This is a genomic window from Curvibacter sp. EU05-FHT14A10 (genome assembly GCF_058791075.1).
In genome coordinates this window covers 686,602-709,513 of sequence record NZ_JBYTDE010000001.1, presented here as the reverse complement: position 1 = coordinate 709,513, position 22,912 = coordinate 686,602, and the positions used below count along the sequence as shown (strand labels likewise).

Below are 22,912 nucleotides of genomic sequence, written 5' to 3'. Positions count from 1 at the left end.
CCAGCGTTCATCTCTTCTCTCCTTTCCCGGCATTCTCCGGGCTGAGCTATGAACTCCGAAATTCGAGGGCAACCTCAAAGTGCTCGACCGCTCAGCCGAAGGACTGCGCATCAGCCTGCGCTCTGATTCCGATTGGTCCAGACCCATCAATGCGGCCAAGCTGAAGCTGGGCCGGCGCGTGTACTTCCGCACGGCGGAAATCGCCAAAGTCCTCAGCGGCGAGTGAGGCGCCCCCCATGTCTTCGTCGCTGTTCTCGCGATTTCCAACCTTAGCCGCACGCGCGGCCGAGGCGCAATCGCGCATCGAAGCACAGCGCGAGGCCGTTACACCTCAGCAGCTCTTCCTGCCTGGCCTTGAAGACTTCATGCGGGCCATGCCGAATCACATCGCCCGGTCCAGCCTATTCGCCCCGGTGGCGCGTGGCCGCAAGCGCATCCACAAGGACATGGTCCTGATCAGTCGCGCTGATGCCGTCATCAAGTTTTGGGGTGAGCAGCTGGACGAGAGCCAGGCGGATGTATGGATGCAGGCCATGTACGAGGCCAGCCGTAGACCCCTCGGCGAACCTGTTGTCATCAAGCGAGCCGAGTTCCTGCGCAGCATCGGGCGGCAAACCGGGAACTACGAATACAAGTGGCTGAACCGGACCATGCAGACGCTGACCTTTGCGATGCTGGTGATCGAGGTTCGTACCAAGGATGGCAAGCCCAAGCTGTCGGTCGGCAAGAACCGCGCGCTGCACATGATCGAGGGCTTCGACTTTGACGACGAGGCCGAGGCGTACACGCTTCGCGTCGATCCACGCTGGCGGGTCATGTTCGGCAATCGTGAGTTCGCACTGATTGATTGGGAGAAGCGCAAGCGCTTCGGGGCACGCCAAGACATGGCGAAAGCGTTGCAACGCCTGGCAGCCACTTCGGACGAGAGCACCCAGCGCTACGCCCTCGACTGGCTCAAGGAAAAGCTGGAATACACCGGGCGCATGCGTGACTTCGTGGATGCCCTGGGCCGTTCGATGCGCGAGCTTGAACGGCTCGAAATCATCGCCGGCGGCCGCATCGAGTCCAGCACCAAGGGGCGCACCCAAGCGGTGTGGACAAAGCTATGAGCGCCATCGGGGTTACGTCGCGCCCTCATCGGGGTTACGCCGCGCTTTATCGGGGCTACGTCGCCACTTTTCGGGGTTACGTCGCGCAGCACGCGCGCAACCCATTGTCGGTATTGAGTTTTTCAGCTCGTTTTTGCCCTCTACCTTCTTTCTACCTTTCTTCTACCGGAAGAGGGCTGTGGGTAAGTGCCGTCAGCGATCCATCTTCGCCGGTTGTGCCGTCATCAAGCCGGCGAGGAATTTCATTGATGACGCCAAAAGGAGAAATAGCAATGCGCAACGAAACAGCACGTCGGGTCGTCTTGGCCGCGCTCGCCGGCAGCATGGTCATGTCCACCGCCAGCGCGGGCAGTGTGGCCGGCAACGGCGGGGCCACAGAAGTGACGCAGATTCTGAACAACACAGAGTTGCTTCAGCAGTCCGCACAGATGTACCAACAGGTGCAGCAGACCATCCAGCAGGTCCAGATGGCCCAGAAGCAGCTGAAGAACCTGCTCACGGCACCGCTGCAGCTATGGGGCCAGGCGCAGTCTGAGTTGGTCCAGCTGACGCAGCTGGTGAGTCAGACGCAGGCCATCGGCTATGCGGCCGCGAACATCGACCAACAATTTCAGCAAGCCTTCCCCGGCTACTCCAAGAGCGCCGGCAATACCAACTTCGGGGCCAAGTACAAGGACCTGATGACGAAGGCGCTGGGCGGCCTCAATTCGGCCCTGCAAGCCGCCGGCTTGAACGTCAAGCAGTTCGACACCGAGCGCAACGCCATCGCGCAGATTCAAGGCATGTCTGGCAGCTCTGAAGGTGCCCTGCAGGCGGTTCAGGCCGGCAACATGATCGCCAGCCAAACGGTGGACCAGCTGCAGAAGATGCGCCAGCTGCTCGCCACGCAAACCCTGGCGCAGTCGAACTACCTGGGCATGCAAGCACAGGTGCAGGCTGACCAGACCGACGCCGCGCAGACGGTGCTGAAGCAAGGCAACGGCACGGTTCGCAAGTGGGGCCAAAGCGGCTTCGTGGGCTTCTAAGAGGGACACCGACCATGAAGCTCAATCAAGCACAGAAGCGGGCGGCCTCCTTCATCGTCGCCGTCCTGGTCGTCGCCCTCGGCTCGATGCTCATCGAGCCGGCACGCCAGGCAATTACCTCAACCATCGCTGCGGCTGCTCTGCGGGGCTTGCCTGCGGCCTTCCTGTTCCTGGTGGGTTTCACCAGCAACACCCGCACCGCATCACACCCAAAGGAAGTTGACCATGCGTAAGACAAATACCATCGCTGCGCTGCTGCTGGCTGTTCTCGCAGCCGGCCTGGCCGGCTGCGGAAAAAAAGCCGCTGAAGAGGCTGCAGCTCGCAAGCAAGCCGAAGAAGAGACCGCCAAGGTCGTCATGAAGCAGGGCAGCGGCAAGGTTCGCAAGTGGGGAGAAAGCGGCTTCGTCGATGTCAGCAAGCCCGCCACTCCCGGCAGCTCGCCGGCCGCCCCAAGCAACGAGAAGGGGAAGTGAACATGAAGCATCGCAACCTGTGGCTGGTCGTGCTGCTTCTGCTCGGCGTGTCGTCGCCGGCGTTCGCGCAACAGTTCGACCTGGGAACCGCTCTTCAGCAGTACCAAACGGCCTCGGCGCAGTTCGCCAGCACTATCGCCACGGCCGCGAAGTGGCTGGCGGTGACGCTGGCAACCATTGATTTCTCGCTGCTCATCCTGCAGAAGCTCATCAGGAGCGAAGGCCCGCAGGAAATCATGGTGGCCGTCATCATGCGAGTCATGTGGTACGGCTTCCTGACGTTCCTCATGAATGCGAGCGTGATGGCCGCCATCATCAATGGCTTCCTTCAGCTCGGGAAGAACGCCAGCGGTATCAGCGTCTTCAACCCTGCCGATGTGTTTTGGCAGGGCATCGACCTGGTGAACGTCATGACCACGGCTTTCGCGGATAACGCCAACATCGCCGGCGTGCCTGTGCCGGCCGGCCTGGCCGCTGCAGCGAATCCGCTGGTCGCTTTCATGCTGGGCATGACGATCATCTTGATCGTTATCTCGTTCCTGATCCTGACGGCTCAGTACGCGGTGATCCTGGTCCAGATGTACTTCTACCTGGCGTGCTATCCGATCATTGTGGCGATGGGCGGCATCAAGTACGGCCGCGACATGACGACCAAGGCCATTTCGGGAGCCATCGTCATCGGTGTTCGCTTCCTGGCGATCTACTTTGTCATGTTCGCTGCGCAGCAAATGGCGACGATGATGGGGCAGCAGCTGGCGAACTTCTCCATTGCTGATATGTCGCCAATGTGGGCGGTGTTCGGCATGTCGGGCCTGCTCGCCTTCTTGGCGTTAAAGGTGCCGCAAATGGCGGCCGATTTGCTGGGTGGTACTGCCTCCCTCTCGGGTGGTGACGCGGTGGCCGCTGGTGCCGTGGCGGGTGGTGCAGCTGGTGCAGTTGCGGGCACGGTGGCGAACGTCGCTACTGGCGCGGCCAATGGTGTCGCCGGTGCAGTCCGTGCCGGTCAGTCGGCCATCTCTCAAGCACGTGAGCGCGGCGCGACTGGCATGGTTTCCACGGCTGCAGGCGCAGCTGGTGCCGTGGGTAGTGCCCTGGGCGAAGCCGCAAAGGAGCGGGTCAAGGGCTTGGGTTCCGAGTCGGCCGGCGGCCGCCTGGCTGAACGCATCGACAACAAGACCGCATCCATCCGCGAGTCCAACGCAGCGGCCAGCGTGTCCGCGCCGTCCGTCGCCGGCGGCCAACCTGCCGCCCCAACTGCACCCGCAGCACCTGGCGCAGCTGCTGGCCCCGCAGCTGCAGCCGCACCTGGTGAAAGCAGCGCTGGCGAAGCAACCCGCGCCACGCCTTCAGCTCCTGCAGCCGCTCCCGCGCCGGCCAAGCTGGCAGCGCCGGCGGCCCCAGCTCCTGACGTGGCATTAGCTGCAGCTGGTGCGGCCCTCTCGGCGGCTGCTGGAACGGCCGCGCCGGTCAGTGGTGGCAGCCTGAGTGCAGCCAGTTCGACTCTGGGCGACTCGATGCAGCCGGCAGCGCCTTCCGGTGGCGATGGTTTGCAAGACGGCACTCAAGCTGACACCTCTTCAGCAGCTCGCAAACTGACTGACAACCTGGTCAACGAGCTGAAGCAAGCGGATCAGGTGCAAGGGGCGGCGGTCAACATTCAACCCGGCGGGCATGAATGATGAAGTGCGGCCTTCTCCTAACTGTCGTCGGCGCTCTGTGCGGCTTCGCATGGGGGCATGAGGGCCTGCCCTGGCTCGCTGGCCTGGCGGGCCTTGTGCCCCTGCTGTGGAGCCTTGTCGGCTCCCGGTGGTGGGCCGGTGCGGTCGCTCTGGCCTACTACCTGGCTGCTAGCCGTGGCCTGCCCTTCGGGGCGGGCATCTTCTTCGCGGAGTCGGCCCCCCTCTGGTTCAGCTGGGCGCTGTGGGCGGCCGCTGGCCTGGTCAACGCGGCCCCGTGGTTTCTTCTTTGGAGTGCATCCCCACGCCGGCAGGCGTGGACCCTGCCGACTGCTTTGCTGCTGACGGTCTTGCCCCCTGTCGGCTTCGTCGGCTGGGTGAACCCCCTGACGGCCGCCGGTTGGTGGTTCCCTGGCCTGGGATTCCTCGGCCTCGTCAGCCTGGTCGCCTTGTTCGTCCTGGTCGTGCTGAAGCGCTGGCCATCGGTCGCGGCCCTGGCCAGCGTGGCCGTGGTGGCCAACATCGCCGCGCTGCAGGCCAAGCCGGCCGAATGGTCGGCCGCCTGGTCAGCCCGTGACACCACGTTTGCGCGACTGCAGACGGCCGCCGCCCGCAACTTCCTGGCGGAGGGCCAGCGCATGGCCCAAGTCATGATGATGGCGACCCAGCTCGAACCTGGCCGGGTTCTGGTCCTGCCGGAAACCGTACTACCGCCTGTACGCCAAGGGGATGCCTTCAATGCCTCGATGCTTGCCGACGTGTCGGCACAGCTCAAGGCAAAGGGCAGCGCGATGCTTGTGGGGGCCGAAATGTCTATCCCCGGTAGCTCGATACGCAATGTTTTGGTCGCCCTGGGCGGCGATGGCGGCCCGCTGGTCCAGCGTGTGCCAGTGCCCATTGGCATGTGGCGGCCGTGGGCTGCTGATTCCATCGTTGCCGACCCCTTTGGCAGTGGCATCGGCCTCGTAGCGGGCCGCCGTGTCGCCTACGCAATTTGCTATGAGCAACTGCTGACCTTTCCCCTCTTGGTCAGCATGGCATACCGCCCCGATGTGATCGTTGGTGCGGCGAACGATTGGTGGGCAAGAAGCACCAGCATTCCAACCATTCAAGGCCAGGCGCTTGATGTTTGGGGGAGGTTATTCGGTTTGCCTGTGATTCGGGCGACGAACATTTAGAACGTGGTCGCTAGTGTGAATTTCTGCTGACTATGTCAGCGAATTGGAAACGGATTTCGCTGATTCATTCAGCATATTTGAAGGAGATGAAATGAGGAAAAGTCAAAAGATCGGCGGCTTCGCGGTTGAAGCCATGCCGGTCGGTTCCGGTCATCAAATTGAATGGTCTGTCTGGCTGTCTGATCTGCCCTATGTCCGGGCGTCCGCGCCCAGCCTGGCCGACGCGAAGAAGGCACTTGAAGAGCGGTGGAAACATTTGGTCGCTGCCTATCGGTCCGCCGGTGAACCTGTGCCACGTCCAATCCGTCGCCGGGGTAATCGGCAGATTCTGGACACGCTTCGCAAGCTCGGTGCGAGGCGCGGCAGCAGTGTTTTCTGAATGCCCTGGAGGTGCAGTCATGAAGCCGTGTTCGCGCAGTGTTTTCGCAGTGCAGCCGCAATGCGATGCCATGAACTTGCCGTGTGCATGCAGTGGGTCCGCAGTGTTGATGCAGCATTTTGCATGGCGTGGCTGCTGGCAGCTCGCCATCAGGCTTTTGCTCTCTTGCTGCTTCCTTCCCCAGGTCTTGCATGCCCGGAAACGCATTGCACCCACCATCCAATAAATGCTGAGTGGAACATAAAGGGGTATTGCGTTGCTGGGTTGTTTTTGGGTGTTTTTGGTTGCCGGACAAGGATTAGGAGCGTCCTGCACTTTGTAGAAACGTGTTGCGTTCGCAGGACGCGCCCGCAACACCGATGAAAGGGGGCCACATGGCCGCAAAACGAACATATTCGGTACGGCTCGAAGACGAGCAGCGCCAACAGCTGGAGGCCCGAGCCGAAGCCATCGGCCTGCCGACCGGCCACCTCATCCGGTCGGCGATTGCCGACTCCCTGCGGCAGCAAGAAGAGAAGGACTACCTGGCTGACGTGGAGGCGCGCATTGCCACCGCGATCAACCGGCTGGCTCGTCAGGTGGAGAAGGACCGCGCCGAACAGCAAATGGTCCTTGGCGTTCTCGACTACGTGCGGGAATGGCTGTCCTTCACATTGCCGCCGCCGGCGGACAAGGACGCGGCAAACGCACTGATGAAGGAACGGAACAAGAATTTCCTCGCTCGACTGCCGCTGCAGTTCACCACGAGCAGCAAAGCCAGGGTGACGACATACATGGAAAGCAAGACAGCCGAAGCCGAGCCGTGCCCGAAATGTGGGACCGGAATTCTCAGGCCGAAAGAGGGGCGGCAGGGACTGTTTTGGTACTGCACCAACTGGAATGCGTCGCCAAAGTGTGAGGCGACTTTCCCGGACGCTGATGGCCGGCCGCAATTGCCCAATGGTGATTCGAGCAACGGCCAAGCGGCATTTTCAATCAACCAGGAGTCTTAAACATGCAAACCACGATCTATTCCGCGATGGCGATGCTGACCAGCGCCACGTCCATCAAACACGTACTCGATGATGACGCGGAGGAATTGAGCTGCGGCCAGGTGCACTACGCCTTGGAGCTGGATGGCCGGCTTTTCTTGGTCTGGAACGACATGGACAGCGGTTCGATGATCGTTTCGCCTGTCGAGCATTGGGACTTGGAAAACCTGCTCGAAGCAATTGACGATCCGATGCCGGTGCTTTCGTTCGCTGAAATCACGGCATCAGCCCTTGCGGCCAAGGCAACTCATTGAAACCAGAAATGACCAAACGCCGTCAATAAGTCGGCAGCGCAGGAGAAATAGTAATGGCTTTTTTCATGACCTATCTGGTGGATGAAGTCAACGGTGGCATTCGGGCGAGCTTGCCAAATTTCAATCTTTACACGTTTGCCTCGGCGGTTTCGGAGGTGCCCGCCCGGTTACAGGAAGCCGTTGCCGCCGGATACCACGGCAAGGAACCAAAATCGTCTGGTCTGGATGAGCTGAAGGATGACCCACGCTATCAGGGCGGATGGTGGCTTTGGCTCAACATTGACGTGGACGATTTACCCGCGCGGAGGTGCCAGATCAGCCTGAACACTTCAGGGTCTGAGTGTCATCCCTTCGTTCAAAAAACAGTGCTTTTCTGGACGCCAGCAGATTGCTGCTCAAAGAACTACCAAGATCAATCAATCCTGACCATATTCTTATCAATTTTCAGCGTCAGGCAACTTATGCCAATAGGCCTCCACACGACACATGACGATTCATTCCGCATAGGGCGCTGGCCTGGCGTGTCGTTCTGGGCTACAATGTAGCTACATTTTGGAGCGAGCCGGCGATGGCAAATAGTGATGTTGTTCGTGCCCGGATTGACGGGGGTATCAAGGAAGAAGCTGCGAACGTATTGGCCGAAATGGGTTTGTCTATTTCGGATGCGATCAGAATGTTTCTTATTCGCGTGGCAGCTGATAAAGCCATTCCCTTTGATATCAACCGCACTTGGTCTCAATCAGGCATTCAAAATTCGCGAGATTCTGAAAAATAATTTTATAAAAATCAGGGATTTGAATTCATGGACCGGATACAGCAGCTTAACTACGAAAAGGACTTTCGCATCGCCTTCTTGGAATCCAAGGGAGACGGATTCCAACGTCTGTTCGAGAAGCTGATGTCGAAGGCCCACCCTAACGACTTCATGGCATGCCGGCCCTGGGGCAACGTTGGAGATCGTAAGAACGACGGTTATCTACCTTCCTCGCGAATCCTTTTCCAGAGCTACGCGCCGAATGAAATGAGCGCCGCCGAGGCCACCAAGAAGATCAACGAGGACTTCGAGGGGGCCAAAGAGCACTGGGAAAAATATTTCGATGAGTGGACCTTCGTCCACAACTCACCCGATGGGCGTCTGGGGCCCCACATCATCGAAGCACTGGCCAAACTTAGGCAAGACAATCCGATGATCAGAATCGGACATTGTGGATACGAGGAAATGCTAGCGAAGTTCCGTCAGTTGAGCCTTCAGGATCTTGAATCCTGGTTTGGCCCCTCGCTGACGATGGAAGCGAACGTCAACCTGGGCTTCAGCGACCTGGCCGCTGTGCTCACGCATATCAGCATCACGCCCATACCCACGACGAGCGAGGTGAAGGATGTATCGCGCGGAAAGATAGAGGCCAATCTACTGTCTCAGGCTGTCGCCGACTTTCTGAAGATCGGCATGCAAAAGTCGCCGCTCGTCGCACAGTTCTTCAATAGCTGGAAGAACCCAACCTACGGCGAGCAGATCGCGCAGGCGTTCAAGAACGAATACGTTGGGCTACGGGATGGAGTTCCTCCGCTCCATCCTGATGAGATATTCGGCCGTCTCGAAGCATGGGCCGGGGGTACGGCAAACACCACGCCCGCGCACAAGGCCGCCGTGTTGGCCGTGATGGCCTACCTGTTCGACAAGTGCGAAATCTTTGAAGATGCTCAAGCGGTGGTGGCGGCATGATACTGCCATCTAAGCATCTGCCGCAGGATCGTGCGCTACTGACCGTCGGCGCGCATGTCTTGACGTTCCTCGCACACCCCAAGACTGTCTCAGCGCTTTGGGAGGAATTGAACAGGCATGACGCTGGCTTGGCGGTAACGCCCCGGCGCATTACCTATGACTGGTTCTTGCTCGCCCTCGACCTCCTGTACGCCCTTGGAACTATAGAACTCGAAAGCGGCCTTGTGGCACGGAGGACAGCGTGATTCATCACATCTTCAGCACGCTGCCTAGCTTCAAGAATCTTGGAGATCTGAAGCCCGGCCTGAATGTGCTGCTCGCCCAAAAAACCGAAGGGGCGACCACCAAGCAAACACGCAATCGCGCCGGTAAAACCAGTTTCGTTGAGTTGGTGCATTTTCTGTTGGGCGCCGACGCCGGGCCGGACTCTATTTTCCGCACCCCAGAACTGGCTGAATCCACCTTCGGCATGGACTTCGATCTGCGGTCAGAACGGACGGTGGTCGAGCGCAGCGGTAGTTCCAAAGCCAAAATCTTCGTGACCGTCCCGCCTGCCGCGAAGGTCAAGTTCTCGGCCACCGAGTGGTGTACGTTCCTCGGCGAACAAATGTTCGGCCTGAGCAGCCTTGAAGCTGCAGGCAGCAAGCCGCCTTCGTTCCGGTCACTGTTTGCCTACTTTGTGCGCCGACAGGCAAGTGGTGCGTTCATGACGCCGGAAAAGCAGGCCACGATGCAGGGCACCGGCGACATGCAAATGGCGCTGATGTTCCTGCTCGGATTGGACTGGCAGATCGCCCGAGATTGGCAAGCTGTCCGTGATCGCGAAAAGACCCTGGAAGAGCTGAAGAAGGCAGCCGGGAACGGCGCGTTCGGTTCAATCATCGGCAAGGCCGCCGACTTACGTACTGAGCTGACCATTCAGGAAGCCCGTCTCAAGAAGCTCCATGCGGAAGTTGAGACTTTTCAGGTCTTGCCGGAATACCGGGAACTGGAAGTCGAAAGCGCCACGTTGACTCGGCAGCTCAACGAGTTGGCCAACGCCAACACCATCGACTTCTCGGCCATTCGTGATCTGGAAAGCGCACTCGCCTCTGAGGTTCCTCCAGACCATGAAGACCTTCAGGCGGTCTATCAAGAAGCAGGTGTCGTGCTACCTGGCTTGGTCAAGCGCCGCTACGAGGACGTAAAGAGCTTTCACGAATCGGTGGTGCGTAATCGGAAGGACTATCTGTCCAGCGAACTCGAGGCTGCCAAGCTGCGTATCGAGCTGCGCGATAGCAAGAAGGCGCAGCTCGACCATCGGCGCGTTGAAATCCTCGGCATTCTCAAGAGCCATGGCGCGCTCGAACAGTTCCTCAAGCTGCAAGGCGAACTGGGGCGACTGGAGTCCGAAGTGGAATCGTTGCGGCAACGCTTCGAAGCCGCCGAGCAGCTCGAAGGCACCAAGAACGAGCTGGAGATCGAGCGCAACCGCCTCACGATCCGCCTACGGCGTGACTTCACCGAGCAGAAGGATCGACTGGCGGAGGCCATCGTCGCCTTCGAGGAAACCTCGCAACGCTTGTATGAATCGGCCGGCAGCATGACGGTTGATGAAACCTCGAATGGTCCGATCTTCAAGTTTCCAATGCAAGGGGAGCGCAGCAAGGGCATCAAGAACATGCAGATATTCTGCTTCGACATGATGCTTATGCGCTTGTGCGCAAAGCGGCAGATGGGGCCGGGATTCTTGATACATGACAGCCACCTCTTCGATGGCGTTGATGGACGCCAAGTCATCAGTGCATTGCGTCTTGGCTCAGAGATTGCACAAGAGCTTGGCTTTCAGTACATCGTGACAATGAATGAAGATGACGCCTTCAAGGAAAATATGAAGGGGTTTGATTTAAATGATTACGTGCTATCCATGCGCTTAACTGACGCCACCGAAGATGGTGGTCTATTTGGTATTCGTTTTGGCTAAATTTCGGTGCGAGGTGTGGCGTGAATAACAATATACGATTTGATCTCTCGGACTATCTGATTCATTTTTTTAGAGATATTGACCTTTTAGGGCGAAATGGAATTTTATTTCCAGAGCACATGGGGTGGCAAAATCTCTATGAGGATACGTTTCTTCCGGCGAGTTTTATGCTTAGGGCCGCGCTCCGGAATGGGCGGCTTTGGGCGACTTGGTCCATGCGTAATGGCGTGCGTACTGTATACGGCCCGAGTCCTGCCATTTGCTTTACTGAAATGCCAATAGCCGCCTTCTTGCAAGCAGGGGATGCACGCTGGAAAAGTGGTCAAGCGATGAGTCCGTTTGCCTTGGTTTTTCCAAAGGATGCACTGTATCGATTGGGAGCGCTTCCTGTTATTTCTGGAGTGGCCTCAGAGGTTAATTTTTCAGCAAGCTATGACGTCGCCGGAAATCGAATGCTTCCTGAGTCGATCATTCCTTCGGCTGAGCAATTTCGCTACGTAACATTTGATATTGGCGGGGCTAAGAACATTGACTGGACACATGAGCGTGAATGGCGATGGCCTTGCCGTGCGGATTTTTCATTCGTAAAGCAGCAAGTTCAAGATTTTGGTACTGTGTCTAGTTGGGATGAAATACCTGGCTTGGACTTTTATTTGGCTGGCATTTCCGGAATCGGCGTGATTGTTGAAACAAGAAGGCAAGCGGAACTTGTTGTGAGTGATATGCTTACACTGGTTGATAGTGGTCAAGCTACTGCTGAGACATTTGGTTTTGTCATGGCTAGTAAACTTTTGCCAGCACCTAGCCAACTCCAAGACCCCGCAAACATTGCTCAGGCAATAGCAAGCGCGATGGTCAATCTTGATCCTTACTTTTCACAGCCGCAAGCGGTATGCGAAGCGCTCAGCAATCGTTTTGGTGAGCTTGTTCGCCAAGTCGAAGATTCAGCGGGAGTACCCAGTAATGGTGAATTCGGCGGCTGCTGGCTTTGGCTCCATGACAATGCTTCTCCGCTAACACGAGCCTTGCTCCGGACTGAAAGGGCGTTTGTTTCGCGTGATGGCAGGTATTTGGCGTCCCTCTACGAATTCTCTGATTCTCGAGGCCTGCGTGAACGTGAGGCCATGACCTCCCATCTTGCAAGTATGGTGAGAGCAGAGTTCGGGACATCTTGCTGTTATTTTTCAGTGTTGTGTTCTGACGATCCCACGGCGGTTCCGTTCTATGCAGATGGTTTTGATGAAGACATCGGTTTTTTCAACTGTTCATGGAACGTGTAGGTGATCCCTTGCATGGTTTCCGTCAGAAGCCGTTGAGGCTACTTCCCATCTTTCTCTCGGTGGGAAGCGCTGACTTTTTTGCAGCGATCGCTGCCGGTTGATCGCTGTCGGCCAAGTACAGCCAGTCGCTGGCGTATGCTATTGGCCCTTGTTTCAAGTTGGCAGAGTGTTGAGACTTTGCGACGCGGTTATCACATACGACATGGGTGGGAGTTGGATTAGATGAAGAATAAGTTGTTGGAAAGTGTCGACAAACAGTACAAACGATTCAACTTCCCTGGATTCGGATCACAAGGGACATGCTTCCTGCGGGCGCGTGTTCGATCAACAGGGGTGGTCGTGCTTTGTAGTCAACTTCTTGACTACTACGGTACGTCAGTGACAAACGCCGCGGAGCAAATTTTGGTTGCAGCAATTAAGCAGCTGCAAGCGGACGTTGGTCTTGACCACCTTGTCGCTGCCAAGCCTTGGTGGCGATTTCGGGATGATCACAGCCAGTTCATCGAGCAGATCGTGCGACGTGTGGTGTGGGTCGAACATTACCCAGAGGGAGCGGGGCTCGATCCCCATGGATCGTTTGCCCTAGTAGCATTTGACAGCAGCTTGCATCCAGTTTGGAACTACGTCTCCAAAGAGACGGCGGCGTCAGAGTGCGGCGTGGAAAAAGAGTTTTTCGAGATCGATATCGGGCTGCTCAAATATGGAACGTAGGCGCCTGCTGCAATATGGGCCGCGGTTGATCAACGTCTTGCACAAACAACTTCCTCATCAGGTGATTTCAGAAAACGGCCTTGTAGGAAGCTCCAAAGATGGGCATCAGGCAGAGGCGACGGTTCAGCACTTGATCGTTAAGCTGCTAACGCCACATATACCATCCCCTGACTTGATCAGAAACAACAAACAGGCGTTAGAGCATCCAACCCTCGGTGGTTGTATTCCCGATGTGATCATTGATCGCATTGGCGGGTCCCCTTGGGGATATTTCGAGTTAAAGACGCTGCTTGCCGAAGATCAGCTGACTGAAGAGGCGGTCGAGCGTGATCTAAGAAAGTTGTGTGCCTATAAGGACGCCCATCCAGATGCAGCAGCAGTCTTTGTACTCGTAGGCACACGCAAGAGGCTCTCAGAGTCGCACGCGAAAACAACTTGGGAGAAGGCGGGAATTCGCTCCGAAGAGTCGGCATTTAGCACGGGTCAGTTGCGCCCTCAGCGGCTATTTGATGGGAGCTACATTGCCATTCCTTGCGGGTGGTCTGGGAAGGCCAACGAGGTGATGACCCTGACATGGGAGGTTCAACCCGCAGGTACGCTTCGTATCCAGTCGGACACCTACCGGTTTCTAGCTTGCATGGCAGGCGCTTAACCATCGGGGAATGGCATTTTTCATGGTATAAAGTTATGATCAGTACGCAACTTATTGATTTTTATGGTGTTTCTATTCTTATTGATGATTGAGTGGGAGTGAGTCGACTTTCACCTGTGACTGTTGCTCGAACGTGCTCATTGAGGAGCACGCTGTGGCAGTACCCAGGGCCCTGAACACCGGGCGGCCTGACAGGCCGCCTCTTCGGCGGTGTGGGCACAGCGGATAGGTTCGATGTTGCCCCAGTGGCAGATCGCCAACCCGCGCCATGCGCGGATCCCATCGGGGCTCGGTGACCTTCGCATGGTCGGCACTGTTGCCGCGAGCCGGGGTCTGAAGCCTCAACAAGCCGCGGGCAAGGTGCTAGTGCATCAGGCCTGCCAGCCTTTGAAATCCAGGCACGCGCACTGTGAAGCGGCTTCAAGGCAAAGGGTCAACGGTTTGACGCGCCTGTTTTCATGCATCGTGCCAGGGTTCCCATGAGGGCACGTTTTGCCTCAGTGAATTCCGAACCGGCATGATGTGGATTGCTCGATCATGTCGGCACTCACGCGGTAGAGATTTTGAGAGACAAAGCTCTCAACCTGGGTTGCGCGTTGCCGCAACAAGCTTGCCTTGAGTTTTCGGGCCAGGGTGATATCGGGTGCGTCGCTGTCTGACAGGGCCAGCAGGTCGATCACATGGAGCGCCAATTGATGCTGCCCTGAATCGCCCAGTGTTTGGGCATGCTTGATCAAGGCGCTTTTGTCGGTGATGGCTTCCGCCACGGCGGTCGCAACGGCTTCGGGCGCTGCCGGATGCAAGGAGGTCGGGTTGCGGTCCCACCAGCCGTTCTCGGAGCGATAGATGTCGCGCACGATGTAGCTGGGGTCGCCATAGCTTGGCTGCATCCATGGCACACAGAAGAGCTCTTGAGGGTACCGGATGGCCGCGAGCACCTGTTGTTCGTTCAAGCCCTCGTTCATCAGTCTCACCACTTCGGATCGCAGCCAACGCAGCGTGCGTGCCGTGTGGCCCAGTACCTGCTGCACGGACTCCTCACCCTCGATCACGGGGCCGAACTCGCGCACGGCCTTGAGTGGACGGAGTGCGGCCATGGCTTCCAGCGTATTGGCCCAGCGAGCCGTGTCCCGTTGGGTGCGAAAAGGCGTGCCGATGTTGGGGATGGAGTTCAGCAATGCAGCGCCCCCGTAAAGCACACGGTGGGCAGGGCACCACAGAGCAATCGCATCATCGGTCTCTGATGGTGCCCAAAAAAGTTCGATGCGCTGCTCATCGTTGCCGAGGATGAGGCGATCCGCGAAGGTCTCTGTCGGCTCATGCAAGTCGATCCGATGATCAAAGAAACCGGGCGATCGGTTGAACTGAACTTCCGCCATGCGATGTTGCAGTGCCAGAGTCTCCCGGTAGCGGGCGTACCGGCGTGGGAGGTTGTCGTGTGCGATCAGCCGTGGGGCTGCATCACCCCGTTCTGCTGCATGGGCCAGCCAGGTGGCCACGCCTGCGTTGTAGCCCATGTGCCCATGGCTGTAGCACAGCGCATGCACAGGAGACCTGCTGATCTGGCGCAGACTGGCGATCATGCTCTCGGTCACCGGGCCACCAGGGCCCGCATCGATGACGACCAGACCGACATCGGTCTCGGCCACAAAAGACTGGCCTTGGCCATGCAGGATGTGCAGGCCTGGCACCACAGTTTCGCTGCCGGTGCCCATGAACAGGATGGAAGGGGTGTCGTCTTTGGTGGTCATGCTGATTCCTTTTTCTTTGGCGTCGGTACCCGTGCCGGCACGGTGCTCAGGCCGGTTGGCGCCGCTGCCCGCGGCAGTGCAACCCATCAGACCCACAAGGTGACTCAGGCAGCGCGCGGCGGGGAGCGGGGTGCATTCGCCGGGGGGGCTTGGTGCTGAAAACCGGGTCAATCCAAGCTCACGCCGGTGGAGCGGGCCAGGTCGAGGGCAACGGGGAGAAAACTCGCGTAGGCGGCTGTGGCCTCGGCGGGCGTATTCCCAACCGGCTCAAGCCCCAGGCTCTCGACGCGTTCGCGGACCGAGGGCTCACGCATCACGGCGGCAAGCTCATGAGCCACGCGTTGAACAATGAAGTCGGGTGTCCGGGCGGGAGCCATCAGCGATATGGCACCCGTGTTGCTGTAGACAGCATCTTTGTAGCCCTGCTCGCTGAAGGTTGGAACCTGGGGGAGGCCTTGAGCGCGGTGGTTGCCCACCACCGCCAGGGCTCGCAACTTGCCGGTGTTGATGAAGGGCTTGAGGGTGGCGGCGGAGCCCAAGGTGATCTGGACTACGCCGCTGATCAGGTCTGCGGACATCGGACTTTCACCTTTATAGGCGACGTGCAGAGTTTGCAGGCCATAGGTCTTGTCCATGTACACCTGAATTTGATGGGGCAAAGTGCCAGCGCCCCAAGATCCCATCGCATAGTTGCCGGGAGACCGCCGTATGGCCTCAATCAGCGTCCTGAAGTCTCGAGCCGGTACCGATGGATTGACCGCAAGTACCAAAGAGGGTCTGACGACATCCGAGATCATGCGCAGGTCAGTGCGCGGGTCGTAGGGTAGCTTCTTGTAGAGGACCAGGTTGGTGCTGATGGCCGCTGGCGTGGTCAGGAGCAGCGTGTAACCATCGGCAGCACTCTTGGCCACATGGTCGCTGCCGATGATGCCTGTGGCACCGCTGCGGTTGTCGACCACAAAAGGCTGATGAAGCCGCTTGCCCAGAGCTTCTGTGAGGATTCGCGCCAAGGTGTCGGTTGCGCCGCCAGCCTGGTACTGCACGACGATCCGCACCGGACGACTCGGATAGCCGTCGTTCGCGGGCGCAGCGCCTGCACCTGCTGCGCAACTCCAGAGCAGTGCCGCGCCAATTGGAGATATGTTCATTGTGACCTCTTTGGAGAACAGACAGGGGGGGGGAATCAGTCCGAGCCCTCCGGCAGCCCACGGTCAGAGAAATCCTGCCAGGGCTCGGTTGTTCATGGCCTCTTTAGAAGGTGTTACGCAGGCCCACGGCCAGTGACCGCACGCCATCACCGCTTTGGGCTCGTATGGCCAACATGGCCATGTTGGCCATGGAGGTCGAGGCGTTGGCCAGCACACCCAACATTTGCACCGCCATTTGCACCTCCAATTGCGCCTCCGTTTGCGCCCACGCAGCGGAGCCGAGCGCTCTCACGCCGCTGGCGACTGGCCATTGTTTTTGCTTCATGAACAGGTTCCCTTCATCACGTCTGTCACGACTAGATTGCCGATGTCTGCCTACTCTAGGACGCGAGGGGGGCACTTTCTGTCAAGCTACCGACACATAGAGGCATGAGGGTTGCTGACTTCCTTGTTCAGGGCTCCGGCTGTCGTTTTGACTGAAAGATCGTGTCCGCAGCCGAGCCCGCAATCAGGTGATCGAGGGGCATGTCAGGGTGGGCCAGATCCATCGGGAGGGCTAAAAGGGAACGGTGGCCTCGGGTTGGGCGGTGCTCGACTGGCATCAGGACCCAGGCGATCTTTTGCGGCCGGCTCAGGCGGTGTTCGACTCCAGGCCTCGGGAAATGCCTTTGTCCGCGTTGCCCGACCTGGCCGAGGAGGTGCTGAGTCGTTGCGAGACCGCTTTCAGTCGTCGTTCGGCCTTGCGCTCGCTCGGTGACCCGACCGAGTCCATACGGAAGGGCACAGAGGCCGAATGCGCCGACTCATCCTCCCCCAAACAATCCCCCCTCATCCAGCAACTCGAACGCGATCTCAGGCCGTTGCTCCAGGCTTTTCTTGATGGCGGCGGGGATGGCCTGGCGGGTTTTCTTGCACAGGCCAGGTTGCTCGTGGACCAGGATGGTGATGCCGCGCAGGGTGCGCACCTCGTTGGGGCTGGTGCTGATGGTCAGGCGAATGCCAAGCTGCTCTTCCAGGCGCTCTTCGAGGCGGCGCAGGTCGCTGAGGCTGGCCAGGTTTTCCAACCGCTGCAGCAGGCGTTTTTCCTCTTCACGCGTCAGGCGCAGCACGCGCAAGTCACCGCTGGGGTTTTGCAGCAGGGCGTCACGGTCACAGACGCAGGCGCCGGGCGGGCATTCGGTGCGGATCGGAAAACTGGCGCTGGGGGTCATCAAGGGGGTGTGGGGCAGGGCAGGCGAGCGTCATCTTACTGAAACAGCGGTGGCAGCGTTCTATCATCCCTGCCATGCTGGGGGCCGTCCAAGGCCGCTTTCCCTGTCCTTGATCGTTTTTCCTCCATGGCCAAGATCGTTCTCTACTGCCAACCCGGCGCCAAGCAAACCCAGCTGATGGGCACCCATGACGGCAAGCCCAAGATCCAACTGAAGGCGCCGCCGGTGGACGGCGAGGCCAACAAGGCGCTGATTGCCTTCGTTGCGCAACGCTGCGGGGTGTCCAAATCGGCCGTCACCATCGAGCTGGGCAGCAGCGGGCGCACCAAGCGGGTGGCGGTGGAGGGCATGGACGATGGGGCACTGCGGACTCTGTTCGGCCTTTGACGGGCCGGGCCTGAAACCGGATGGGGGCGGGCTCGCTTTACCTTCCTGTGACGCTGCGCAAGCGCTGGTGTCATGCGGGGCTGGCAAACTGGGCGACTTGCAAGCCTCAGATTTTTCATGAACATTGAATTCAAACGCCTGATCCGTCCAGGGATCGCGGTCGGGGTATTGGCCATCGCCCTGGTGGTGGGCAAGAAGACCTTCTTCGCGCCGCCGCCGGCCCCCGCCTACATCACCGCCCCGGTGGCTCGGGCCGACATCGAAGACACCGTGCTCGCCAATGGCACGCTCAAGGCCTTCAAGCAGGTCAGTGTGGGGGCCCAGGTGTCGGGCCAGGTCAAGTCGCTCAAGGTAGCCTTGGGTGACATCGTTCGCAAAGGTGATCTGGTGGCCGAGATCGACTCGCTCACCCAGCAGAACACCTTGCGCAACAACGAGGCTGCCCTGGCCAATGTGCAGGCGCAGCTGCGCTCTGCCGAGGCCACCCTCACGCAGGCCGAACTGGCCCTGAAGCGGCAGCAGCAGATGCGGGCTTCCGAGGCAAGTTCACAGGCCGATCTGGAGGCCGCTCTGGCCACCGAAAAGACCAGCCGGGCCAGCGTGGAGGCGCTGCGCGCCCAGGTGGACCAGGCCAAGGTGGCGGTGGACACGGCCCGCGTCAACCTGGGCTACACCCGCATCGTGTCGCCCATTGATGGGCAGGTGGTGGCCCTGGTGACCGAAGAAGGCACCACCGTCAACGCCAACCAGTCCACTCCCACGATCATCATCGTGGCCAAGGTCGACACCATGACCGTCAAGGCCTCGATCTCAGAGGCCGATGTCACCTCGGTCAAACCGGGACAGCGGGTGTACTTCACGATTCTTGGCGAACCGCAAAAGCGCTACGACGCCACCTTGCGCACCATCGAGCCGGCCACCGACAGCATCAGCACCTCCACCACCAGCAGTTCCTCCAGCAGCAGTTCCAGTTCGACCTCCACCAGCAGCGCCACGGCCATCTACTACAACGGCCTGTTTGACGTGCCCAACCCCGACAACAAGCTGCGCATCTCAATGACCGCCATGGTCTACATCGTGCGCGGTCAGGCCAAGAACGCGCTGACGATGCCTGTGGGCGCTCTCAGTGCCCGCCAGCGTGACGGCAGTTACCGGGTCAGCGTGCTGGGCGGCGACGGGCAGTTGCAGCCGCGCACCGTGCACGTGGGCATCAACAACAACGTGACGGTGGAGGTCCTGGACGGCCTGAAAGAGGGTGAGAAGGTGGTGCTGGGCAATGCTGCCGGGGCCCCGTCGGCCTCGGGCGAATCGCGCAGCATGCGCCCGCCACCGGGTGGGTTCTGACATGAGCGCGCACCCAACACCGGGCGGCGCGGCCCCCGCCTCGGCTTCAGATCCCGCCCAGCCCCTGCTGTCATTGCAGGGGGTGTGGCGCGAGTTCCTGGTCGGTGACAGCCCGCTGGCCGTGCTCAAGGACATCCGCCTCGATGTGGCCGCCGGCGAGATGATCGCCATCGTGGGCCAGTCGGGTTCCGGCAAGTCCACCTTGATGAACCTGGTCGGCTGCCTGGACCAGCCCAGCCGGGGCAGCTACCAGATCAATGATCGCGAAGTGGGCAGCCTGCAGGCTGACGAACTGGCCGCGCTGCGGCGCGAGCATTTTGGCTTCATCTTCCAGCGCTATCACCTGCTGGGCGACCTGTCGGCCGCCGGCAATGTGGAGGTGCCCGCGATCTATGCCGGCTCAGGGGCGCGTGAGCGCCGGGCCCGCGCCCTGGCCCTGCTGGAGCGCCTGGGCCTGGGCGGACGCACCTCGCATGTGCCGGGCAAGCTGTCGGGTGGCCAGCAGCAGCGGGTGTCGATCGCCCGAGCCCTGATGAACGGTGGCAGCGTCATCCTGGCGGACGAGCCCACCGGGGCGCTGGACACCCAGTCCGGCGCCGAGGTGATGAAGATCCTGGCTGAATTGCATGCGATGGGCCACACCATCATCCTGGTCACGCACGACATGCAGGTGGCCAGCCATGCCCAGCGCATTGTTGAACTGCGCGATGGCGAGGTGGTCTCCGACCGCAGCAACGTCCCAAGCCAACCCTTGACGCCCGCCTCGGCGGGTGACGCGGTGATCCTCCGCCCCAAGGCCGCTGGCCGGACTGGGCCCTGGACCGCCCTGAGCCGCTGGGCAGACCGGCTGGGTGAAGCCTTCCGCATGGCCTTGCTGGCCATGAATGCGCACCGCCTGCGCACCTTGCTGACCATGCTGGGCATCATCATCGGCATTGCCTCGGTGGTGTCGGTGGTGGCTCTGGGGGAGGGCTCGCGCCAGAAGGTGTTGGCCAACATCAGCTCCATTGGCACCAACACCATCGATGTGTACTCGGGCACCGGGTTCGGCGACCCGCGGGCCGCCCGCATCCAGACCCTGAGTCCGGCCGATGCGGATGCGCTCAAAGAGCAGAGCTACGTCGACAGCGTCACCCCCAATGTGCAAGCCTCGGTCACGGCGCGGTATGCCAACATCGATGCCTCGGTGCAGGTCACGGGCGTGGGCGAGCAGTATTTCCGGGTCAAAGGCCTGGAGATGGCCGGCGGCACGGCCTTCAGTGAAGCCGCCGTGCAGGCCTACGGCCAGGTGGCGGTGATCGATGAGAACGCCCGCAAGAAACTGTTCCCCAACACCAACCCGGTGGGCCAGGTGTTGTTGCTGGGCAGCATGCCGGTCTATGTGGTGGGCGTCACCGCCAAAAAGGAAGGGGGGTTCGGCCCCAACATGGAGACCCTCAATGTCTTCGTGCCTTACACCACGGCCATGCGCCGCCTGATCGGACAGGGCTACCTGCGCAGCATCACGGTGCGGGTGGACGATCGCACCTCGATGGCCGCCGCCGAGCAGGGCATCAACCAATTGATGGAGCGCCGTCACGGCCGGGTGGATTTCTATGTGCTCAACACCGACAGCATCCGTCAGACCATTGAAAGCACCACCCGCACGCTCACGTTGCTGGTGTCGTCGATTGCCGTCATTTCGCTGGTGGTGGGCGGCATCGGCGTGATGAACATCATGCTGGTGAGCGTCACCGAGCGCACCGGCGAAATCGGCGTGCGCATGGCGGTGGGGGCACGGCAAAGCGATATTCAACAGCAGTTCCTGATCGAAGCCGTGCTGGTTTGCCTGTTGGGCGGTGTGCTGGGCATCTCGCTGGCTTTGGGCTTCGGGGCCCTATTCAAGCACTTCAGCAACAACTTCACGCTGGCGTTCTCCACCTCGGCCATGGGGGCGGCCTTTCTGTGCTCAACCCTCATCGGGGTGGTGTTCGGCTTCCTGCCGGCGCGCAGCGCGGCCCGGCTCAACCCTGTCGAGGCCCTGGCCCGTGATTGACCCAGGACTGACCCGTGATCGACCCGAGATGGACGCCCCTGGACACAAGGCGCTGTGGCGCAACGATTTCATGATGGACCTTCCTTTTTCAAAGCCCAAGACACCGGCCCCGCATCGACTTGCGCTGCCGCTTGCTTTGGCACTGGCCCTGGCACAGGGCTTGTTGCTCGGGGCCTGCAGCTCGGTGCGCACCCCTTACCAGGCGCCCCAGGTGGCCGTGCCCGGCGCCTGGTCACACCCAGGCGCCGTGGTGACGGCCCCCGCCGATGGGCCTGATACCTGGTGGGGCGCCTTTGGCGACCCGCAGCTCAACACCCTGGTCGAGGCGGCCCTGAGCCGCAACAACGATCTGGCCGTGGCGGCCCTCAAGGTGCGCAAGGCGCGGCTGCAGGCCGAACTGGCGGAACGCAACCGCTGGCCCACCCTCGCAGGCAGCGTCAGCACCCAGGGCCAGAAGCCGCTGGACGGCGGGGCCAGCACCCGCAGCAGCGGCGCCAGCGTCTCAGTCAGTTACGAGGCCGATTTGTGGAACCGCCTGGGCAGCTTGAGCGATGTGTCGCGCTGGGAGTCGCTGGCCACCGAGCAGGATCGCCAGGCCACCCGCCTGAGCCTGATCGGCAGCGTGCTGCAGGCCTACTGGCAACTGGCCTACCTGAACCAGCGCATCAGCACCGGTGAGCAAAGCGTGGCCTACGCCGAAAAGACCCGAGACCTGGTCCAGGCTCAATACCGGGCCGGTGCGGTGTCGGCCCTGGAGATCAGTCAGGCTGAGGCCACGGTGCTGAGCCAGAAGGCCACGCTGGCCGACCTGCAGCAGCAGCGGCTGAGCGCCCGCACCACCCTGGCCCTGTTGTTGGATGTGGCGCCGAGCGACACGGCCTTGCAGCCCTGGTTGGGTACCGAGCCGCAGCGCTTGCCGCTGCAGGCCATGCCCGAGGTGGCGTCCGGGCTGCCGGCCCAATTGCTGGGTCGACGCCCCGACCTGCGTGCGGCCGAGCTGCGCCTGCGTGAGACCCTGGCCAGCGCCGATGCCACCGCCGCCAGCTACTACCCTGCGCTCACCCTCACCGGGGCCCTGGGCAGCAGCAGCCTGGCTTTGGGGCAGGCTTTGTCCAATCCCTATGCCTTGCTGGGCGCCGGTGTGACCCTGCCGTTCCTGCAGGTCAACACCATGAAGCTGAACAACGCCATTGCCCGCACCCAGTACGAGAGTGCGGTCGTCAGCTTCCGCCAGACGCTTTATTCGGCCCTGGGCGATGTCGAAAACGCCCTGAGCAACCGCAGTGCCCTGGCCCGGCAGGGCGAACTGCTGGCCGGCTCGCTGGCCGCCAGCCGGCGCAGCGAACAGCTGTACGAGGTGCGCTACCGCCAGGGGTCAGTGGCCCTGAACCTGTGGCTGGATGCCCAGGAGACCCGCCGCACCGCCGAAACCGCCTGGGCGCAGAATCAGCTCTCGCAACTCAAGAACCAGGTCACCCTGTACCTGGCTCTGGGCGGCAGTGCCCAGGGGGCGCCATAGCGCCATAGCGCCATAGCGCCATAGAGCCATAGAGCCATAGAGCCATAGAGCAGGCGGTCTGG

At 60.4% G+C, this 22,912-nt stretch carries 26 protein-coding genes; 22 read left to right on the top strand and 4 right to left on the bottom strand.

Features of this window, described 5'->3' with window-relative positions; genetic code table 11:
- Nucleotides 1-79: 79 nt before the first annotated feature.
- The 18 genes from AC3WUT_RS03065 to AC3WUT_RS02980 all read left to right on the top strand — a co-directional run bounded on the left by AC3WUT_RS03065 (nt 80) and on the right by AC3WUT_RS02980 (nt 13,455).
- Nucleotides 80-226 carry a hypothetical protein gene (locus AC3WUT_RS03065; protein WP_492345581.1) on the top strand — a complete coding sequence of 49 codons (147 nt, stop codon included), beginning with the start codon at nt 80-82 and terminating at the stop codon, nt 224-226.
- A 10-nt stretch (nt 227-236) separates the two neighbouring features.
- Complete coding sequence (gene trfA / locus AC3WUT_RS03060) at nt 237-1,109, top strand: plasmid replication initiator TrfA (protein ID WP_081575394.1); 873 nt, start codon at nt 237-239, stop codon at nt 1,107-1,109.
- On the top strand, nt 1,106-2,134 hold the full coding sequence (trbJ, locus tag AC3WUT_RS03055; protein ID WP_492345580.1) for a P-type conjugative transfer protein TrbJ: 1,029 nt from the start codon (nt 1,106-1,108) through the stop codon (nt 2,132-2,134). The genes trfA and trbJ overlap by 4 nt, the downstream gene beginning before the upstream one ends.
- A gap of 14 nt (nt 2,135-2,148) precedes the next feature.
- The gene (locus AC3WUT_RS03050; protein WP_492345579.1) at nt 2,149-2,367 is read left to right on the top strand and encodes a hypothetical protein; all 219 of its coding nucleotides are present in this window, start codon (nt 2,149-2,151) and stop codon (nt 2,365-2,367) included.
- Complete coding sequence (locus AC3WUT_RS03045; protein ID WP_492345578.1) at nt 2,354-2,608, top strand: hypothetical protein; 255 nt, start codon at nt 2,354-2,356, stop codon at nt 2,606-2,608. The genes AC3WUT_RS03050 and AC3WUT_RS03045 overlap by 14 nt, the downstream gene beginning before the upstream one ends.
- Before the next feature lie 2 nt (nt 2,609-2,610).
- Nucleotides 2,611-4,287 carry a TrbL/VirB6 family protein gene (locus AC3WUT_RS03040; protein ID WP_492345577.1) on the top strand — a complete coding sequence of 559 codons (1,677 nt, stop codon included), beginning with the start codon at nt 2,611-2,613 and terminating at the stop codon, nt 4,285-4,287.
- Between the two features lie 95 nt (nt 4,288-4,382).
- Nucleotides 4,383-5,462, top strand: coding sequence for a carbon-nitrogen hydrolase family protein (locus AC3WUT_RS03035; RefSeq protein WP_492345576.1), 1,080 nt, complete (start codon nt 4,383-4,385; stop codon nt 5,460-5,462).
- A 91-nt stretch (nt 5,463-5,553) separates the two neighbouring features.
- Nucleotides 5,554-5,841, top strand: a complete 288-nt coding sequence (locus AC3WUT_RS03030; RefSeq protein WP_492345575.1) for a type II toxin-antitoxin system HicB family antitoxin — start codon at nt 5,554-5,556, stop codon at nt 5,839-5,841.
- Between the two features lie 374 nt (nt 5,842-6,215).
- Nucleotides 6,216-6,833 (top strand): hypothetical protein, encoded by a 618-nt coding sequence (locus tag AC3WUT_RS03025; RefSeq protein WP_492345574.1) that lies wholly within the window; start codon nt 6,216-6,218, stop codon nt 6,831-6,833.
- 2 nt (nt 6,834-6,835) lie between these two features.
- Nucleotides 6,836-7,126 carry a hypothetical protein gene (locus tag AC3WUT_RS03020; RefSeq protein WP_492345573.1) on the top strand — a complete coding sequence of 97 codons (291 nt, stop codon included), beginning with the start codon at nt 6,836-6,838 and terminating at the stop codon, nt 7,124-7,126.
- A gap of 53 nt (nt 7,127-7,179) precedes the next feature.
- Nucleotides 7,180-7,671, top strand: a complete 492-nt coding sequence (locus AC3WUT_RS03015; RefSeq protein ID WP_492345572.1) for a type II toxin-antitoxin system HicB family antitoxin — start codon at nt 7,180-7,182, stop codon at nt 7,669-7,671.
- A 23-nt stretch (nt 7,672-7,694) separates the two neighbouring features.
- Nucleotides 7,695-7,901, top strand: coding sequence for a type II toxin-antitoxin system RelB/DinJ family antitoxin (locus tag AC3WUT_RS03010; protein ID WP_492345571.1), 207 nt, complete (start codon nt 7,695-7,697; stop codon nt 7,899-7,901).
- 27 nt (nt 7,902-7,928) lie between these two features.
- Nucleotides 7,929-8,849, top strand: a complete 921-nt coding sequence (locus tag AC3WUT_RS03005; RefSeq protein WP_492345570.1) for an ABC-three component system protein — start codon at nt 7,929-7,931, stop codon at nt 8,847-8,849.
- A complete protein-coding gene (locus AC3WUT_RS03000; RefSeq protein ID WP_492345569.1) occupies nt 8,846-9,094 on the top strand; it encodes an ABC-three component system middle component 6 in 249 nt (82 codons plus the stop codon). The genes AC3WUT_RS03005 and AC3WUT_RS03000 overlap by 4 nt, the downstream gene beginning before the upstream one ends.
- Entirely contained in the window at nt 9,091-10,812 is a 1,722-nt protein-coding gene (locus AC3WUT_RS02995) for an ABC-three component system protein (protein ID WP_492345568.1), read from the top strand. The genes AC3WUT_RS03000 and AC3WUT_RS02995 overlap by 4 nt, the downstream gene beginning before the upstream one ends.
- Before the next feature lie 20 nt (nt 10,813-10,832).
- Complete coding sequence (locus AC3WUT_RS02990; RefSeq protein WP_492345567.1) at nt 10,833-12,092, top strand: DUF4427 domain-containing protein; 1,260 nt, start codon at nt 10,833-10,835, stop codon at nt 12,090-12,092.
- A gap of 222 nt (nt 12,093-12,314) precedes the next feature.
- Nucleotides 12,315-12,803: a hypothetical protein gene (locus AC3WUT_RS02985; protein ID WP_492345566.1), complete on the top strand. Its 489-nt coding sequence runs from the start codon at nt 12,315-12,317 to the stop codon at nt 12,801-12,803.
- A gap of 37 nt (nt 12,804-12,840) precedes the next feature.
- Nucleotides 12,841-13,455: a hypothetical protein gene (locus AC3WUT_RS02980; RefSeq protein WP_492345565.1), complete on the top strand. Its 615-nt coding sequence runs from the start codon at nt 12,841-12,843 to the stop codon at nt 13,453-13,455.
- A gap of 497 nt (nt 13,456-13,952) precedes the next feature.
- On the opposite strand, the gene AC3WUT_RS02975 is transcribed toward AC3WUT_RS02980, so the two are convergent.
- The 4 genes from AC3WUT_RS02975 to AC3WUT_RS02960 all read right to left on the bottom strand — a co-directional run bounded on the left by AC3WUT_RS02975 (nt 13,953) and on the right by AC3WUT_RS02960 (nt 17,565).
- Complete coding sequence (locus AC3WUT_RS02975) at nt 13,953-15,206, bottom strand: alkyl sulfatase dimerization domain-containing protein (RefSeq protein WP_492345564.1); 1,254 nt, start codon at nt 15,204-15,206, stop codon at nt 13,953-13,955.
- A 167-nt stretch (nt 15,207-15,373) separates the two neighbouring features.
- Complete coding sequence (locus AC3WUT_RS02970) at nt 15,374-16,354, bottom strand: Bug family tripartite tricarboxylate transporter substrate binding protein (RefSeq protein ID WP_492345563.1); 981 nt, start codon at nt 16,352-16,354, stop codon at nt 15,374-15,376.
- A gap of 103 nt (nt 16,355-16,457) precedes the next feature.
- On the bottom strand, nt 16,458-16,589 hold the full coding sequence (locus AC3WUT_RS02965; protein ID WP_492345562.1) for a hypothetical protein: 132 nt from the start codon (nt 16,587-16,589) through the stop codon (nt 16,458-16,460).
- Between the two features lie 568 nt (nt 16,590-17,157).
- Nucleotides 17,158-17,565 carry a hypothetical protein gene (locus AC3WUT_RS02960; RefSeq protein WP_492345561.1) on the bottom strand — a complete coding sequence of 136 codons (408 nt, stop codon included), beginning with the start codon at nt 17,563-17,565 and terminating at the stop codon, nt 17,158-17,160.
- Between the two features lie 126 nt (nt 17,566-17,691).
- Between AC3WUT_RS02960 and AC3WUT_RS02955 the strand changes: the two genes are divergently transcribed.
- The 4 genes from AC3WUT_RS02955 to AC3WUT_RS02940 all read left to right on the top strand — a co-directional run bounded on the left by AC3WUT_RS02955 (nt 17,692) and on the right by AC3WUT_RS02940 (nt 22,850).
- Nucleotides 17,692-17,952 carry a DUF167 domain-containing protein gene (locus AC3WUT_RS02955; protein ID WP_492345560.1) on the top strand — a complete coding sequence of 87 codons (261 nt, stop codon included), beginning with the start codon at nt 17,692-17,694 and terminating at the stop codon, nt 17,950-17,952.
- Between the two features lie 117 nt (nt 17,953-18,069).
- Nucleotides 18,070-19,296 carry an efflux RND transporter periplasmic adaptor subunit gene (locus AC3WUT_RS02950; protein WP_492345559.1) on the top strand — a complete coding sequence of 409 codons (1,227 nt, stop codon included), beginning with the start codon at nt 18,070-18,072 and terminating at the stop codon, nt 19,294-19,296.
- A 1-nt stretch (nt 19,297) separates the two neighbouring features.
- Nucleotides 19,298-21,331, top strand: a complete 2,034-nt coding sequence (locus AC3WUT_RS02945; protein ID WP_492345558.1) for a MacB family efflux pump subunit — start codon at nt 19,298-19,300, stop codon at nt 21,329-21,331.
- Between the two features lie 70 nt (nt 21,332-21,401).
- On the top strand, nt 21,402-22,850 hold the full coding sequence (locus AC3WUT_RS02940) for an efflux transporter outer membrane subunit (RefSeq protein ID WP_492345607.1): 1,449 nt from the start codon (nt 21,402-21,404) through the stop codon (nt 22,848-22,850).
- The last annotated feature ends 62 nt before the right edge of the window (nt 22,851-22,912 follow it).

Coding starts and splice junctions, on each gene's coding strand:
- trfA (WP_081575394.1), top strand. CDS start 237: ATGTCTTCGTCGCTGTTCTCGCGATTTCCAACCTTAGCCGCACGCGCG.
- trbJ (WP_492345580.1), top strand. CDS start 1,106: ATGAGCGCCATCGGGGTTACGTCGCGCCCTCATCGGGGTTACGCCGCG.
- AC3WUT_RS03050 (WP_492345579.1), top strand. CDS start 2,149: ATGAAGCTCAATCAAGCACAGAAGCGGGCGGCCTCCTTCATCGTCGCC.
- AC3WUT_RS03040 (WP_492345577.1), top strand. CDS start 2,611: ATGAAGCATCGCAACCTGTGGCTGGTCGTGCTGCTTCTGCTCGGCGTG.
- AC3WUT_RS03030 (WP_492345575.1), top strand. CDS start 5,554: ATGAGGAAAAGTCAAAAGATCGGCGGCTTCGCGGTTGAAGCCATGCCG.
- AC3WUT_RS03025 (WP_492345574.1), top strand. CDS start 6,216: ATGGCCGCAAAACGAACATATTCGGTACGGCTCGAAGACGAGCAGCGC.
- AC3WUT_RS03020 (WP_492345573.1), top strand. CDS start 6,836: ATGCAAACCACGATCTATTCCGCGATGGCGATGCTGACCAGCGCCACG.
- AC3WUT_RS03015 (WP_492345572.1), top strand. CDS start 7,180: ATGGCTTTTTTCATGACCTATCTGGTGGATGAAGTCAACGGTGGCATT.
- AC3WUT_RS03010 (WP_492345571.1), top strand. CDS start 7,695: ATGGCAAATAGTGATGTTGTTCGTGCCCGGATTGACGGGGGTATCAAG.
- AC3WUT_RS03005 (WP_492345570.1), top strand. CDS start 7,929: ATGGACCGGATACAGCAGCTTAACTACGAAAAGGACTTTCGCATCGCC.
- AC3WUT_RS03000 (WP_492345569.1), top strand. CDS start 8,846: ATGATACTGCCATCTAAGCATCTGCCGCAGGATCGTGCGCTACTGACC.
- AC3WUT_RS02985 (WP_492345566.1), top strand. CDS start 12,315: ATGAAGAATAAGTTGTTGGAAAGTGTCGACAAACAGTACAAACGATTC.
- AC3WUT_RS02975 (WP_492345564.1), bottom strand. CDS start 15,206: ATGACCACCAAAGACGACACCCCTTCCATCCTGTTCATGGGCACCGGC.
- AC3WUT_RS02970 (WP_492345563.1), bottom strand. CDS start 16,354: ATGAACATATCTCCAATTGGCGCGGCACTGCTCTGGAGTTGCGCAGCA.
- AC3WUT_RS02965 (WP_492345562.1), bottom strand. CDS start 16,589: ATGGCGGTGCAAATGTTGGGTGTGCTGGCCAACGCCTCGACCTCCATG.
- AC3WUT_RS02960 (WP_492345561.1), bottom strand. CDS start 17,565: ATGACCCCCAGCGCCAGTTTTCCGATCCGCACCGAATGCCCGCCCGGC.
- AC3WUT_RS02955 (WP_492345560.1), top strand. CDS start 17,692: ATGGCCAAGATCGTTCTCTACTGCCAACCCGGCGCCAAGCAAACCCAG.
- AC3WUT_RS02950 (WP_492345559.1), top strand. CDS start 18,070: ATGAACATTGAATTCAAACGCCTGATCCGTCCAGGGATCGCGGTCGGG.
- AC3WUT_RS02945 (WP_492345558.1), top strand. CDS start 19,298: ATGAGCGCGCACCCAACACCGGGCGGCGCGGCCCCCGCCTCGGCTTCA.
- AC3WUT_RS02940 (WP_492345607.1), top strand. CDS start 21,402: ATGATGGACCTTCCTTTTTCAAAGCCCAAGACACCGGCCCCGCATCGA.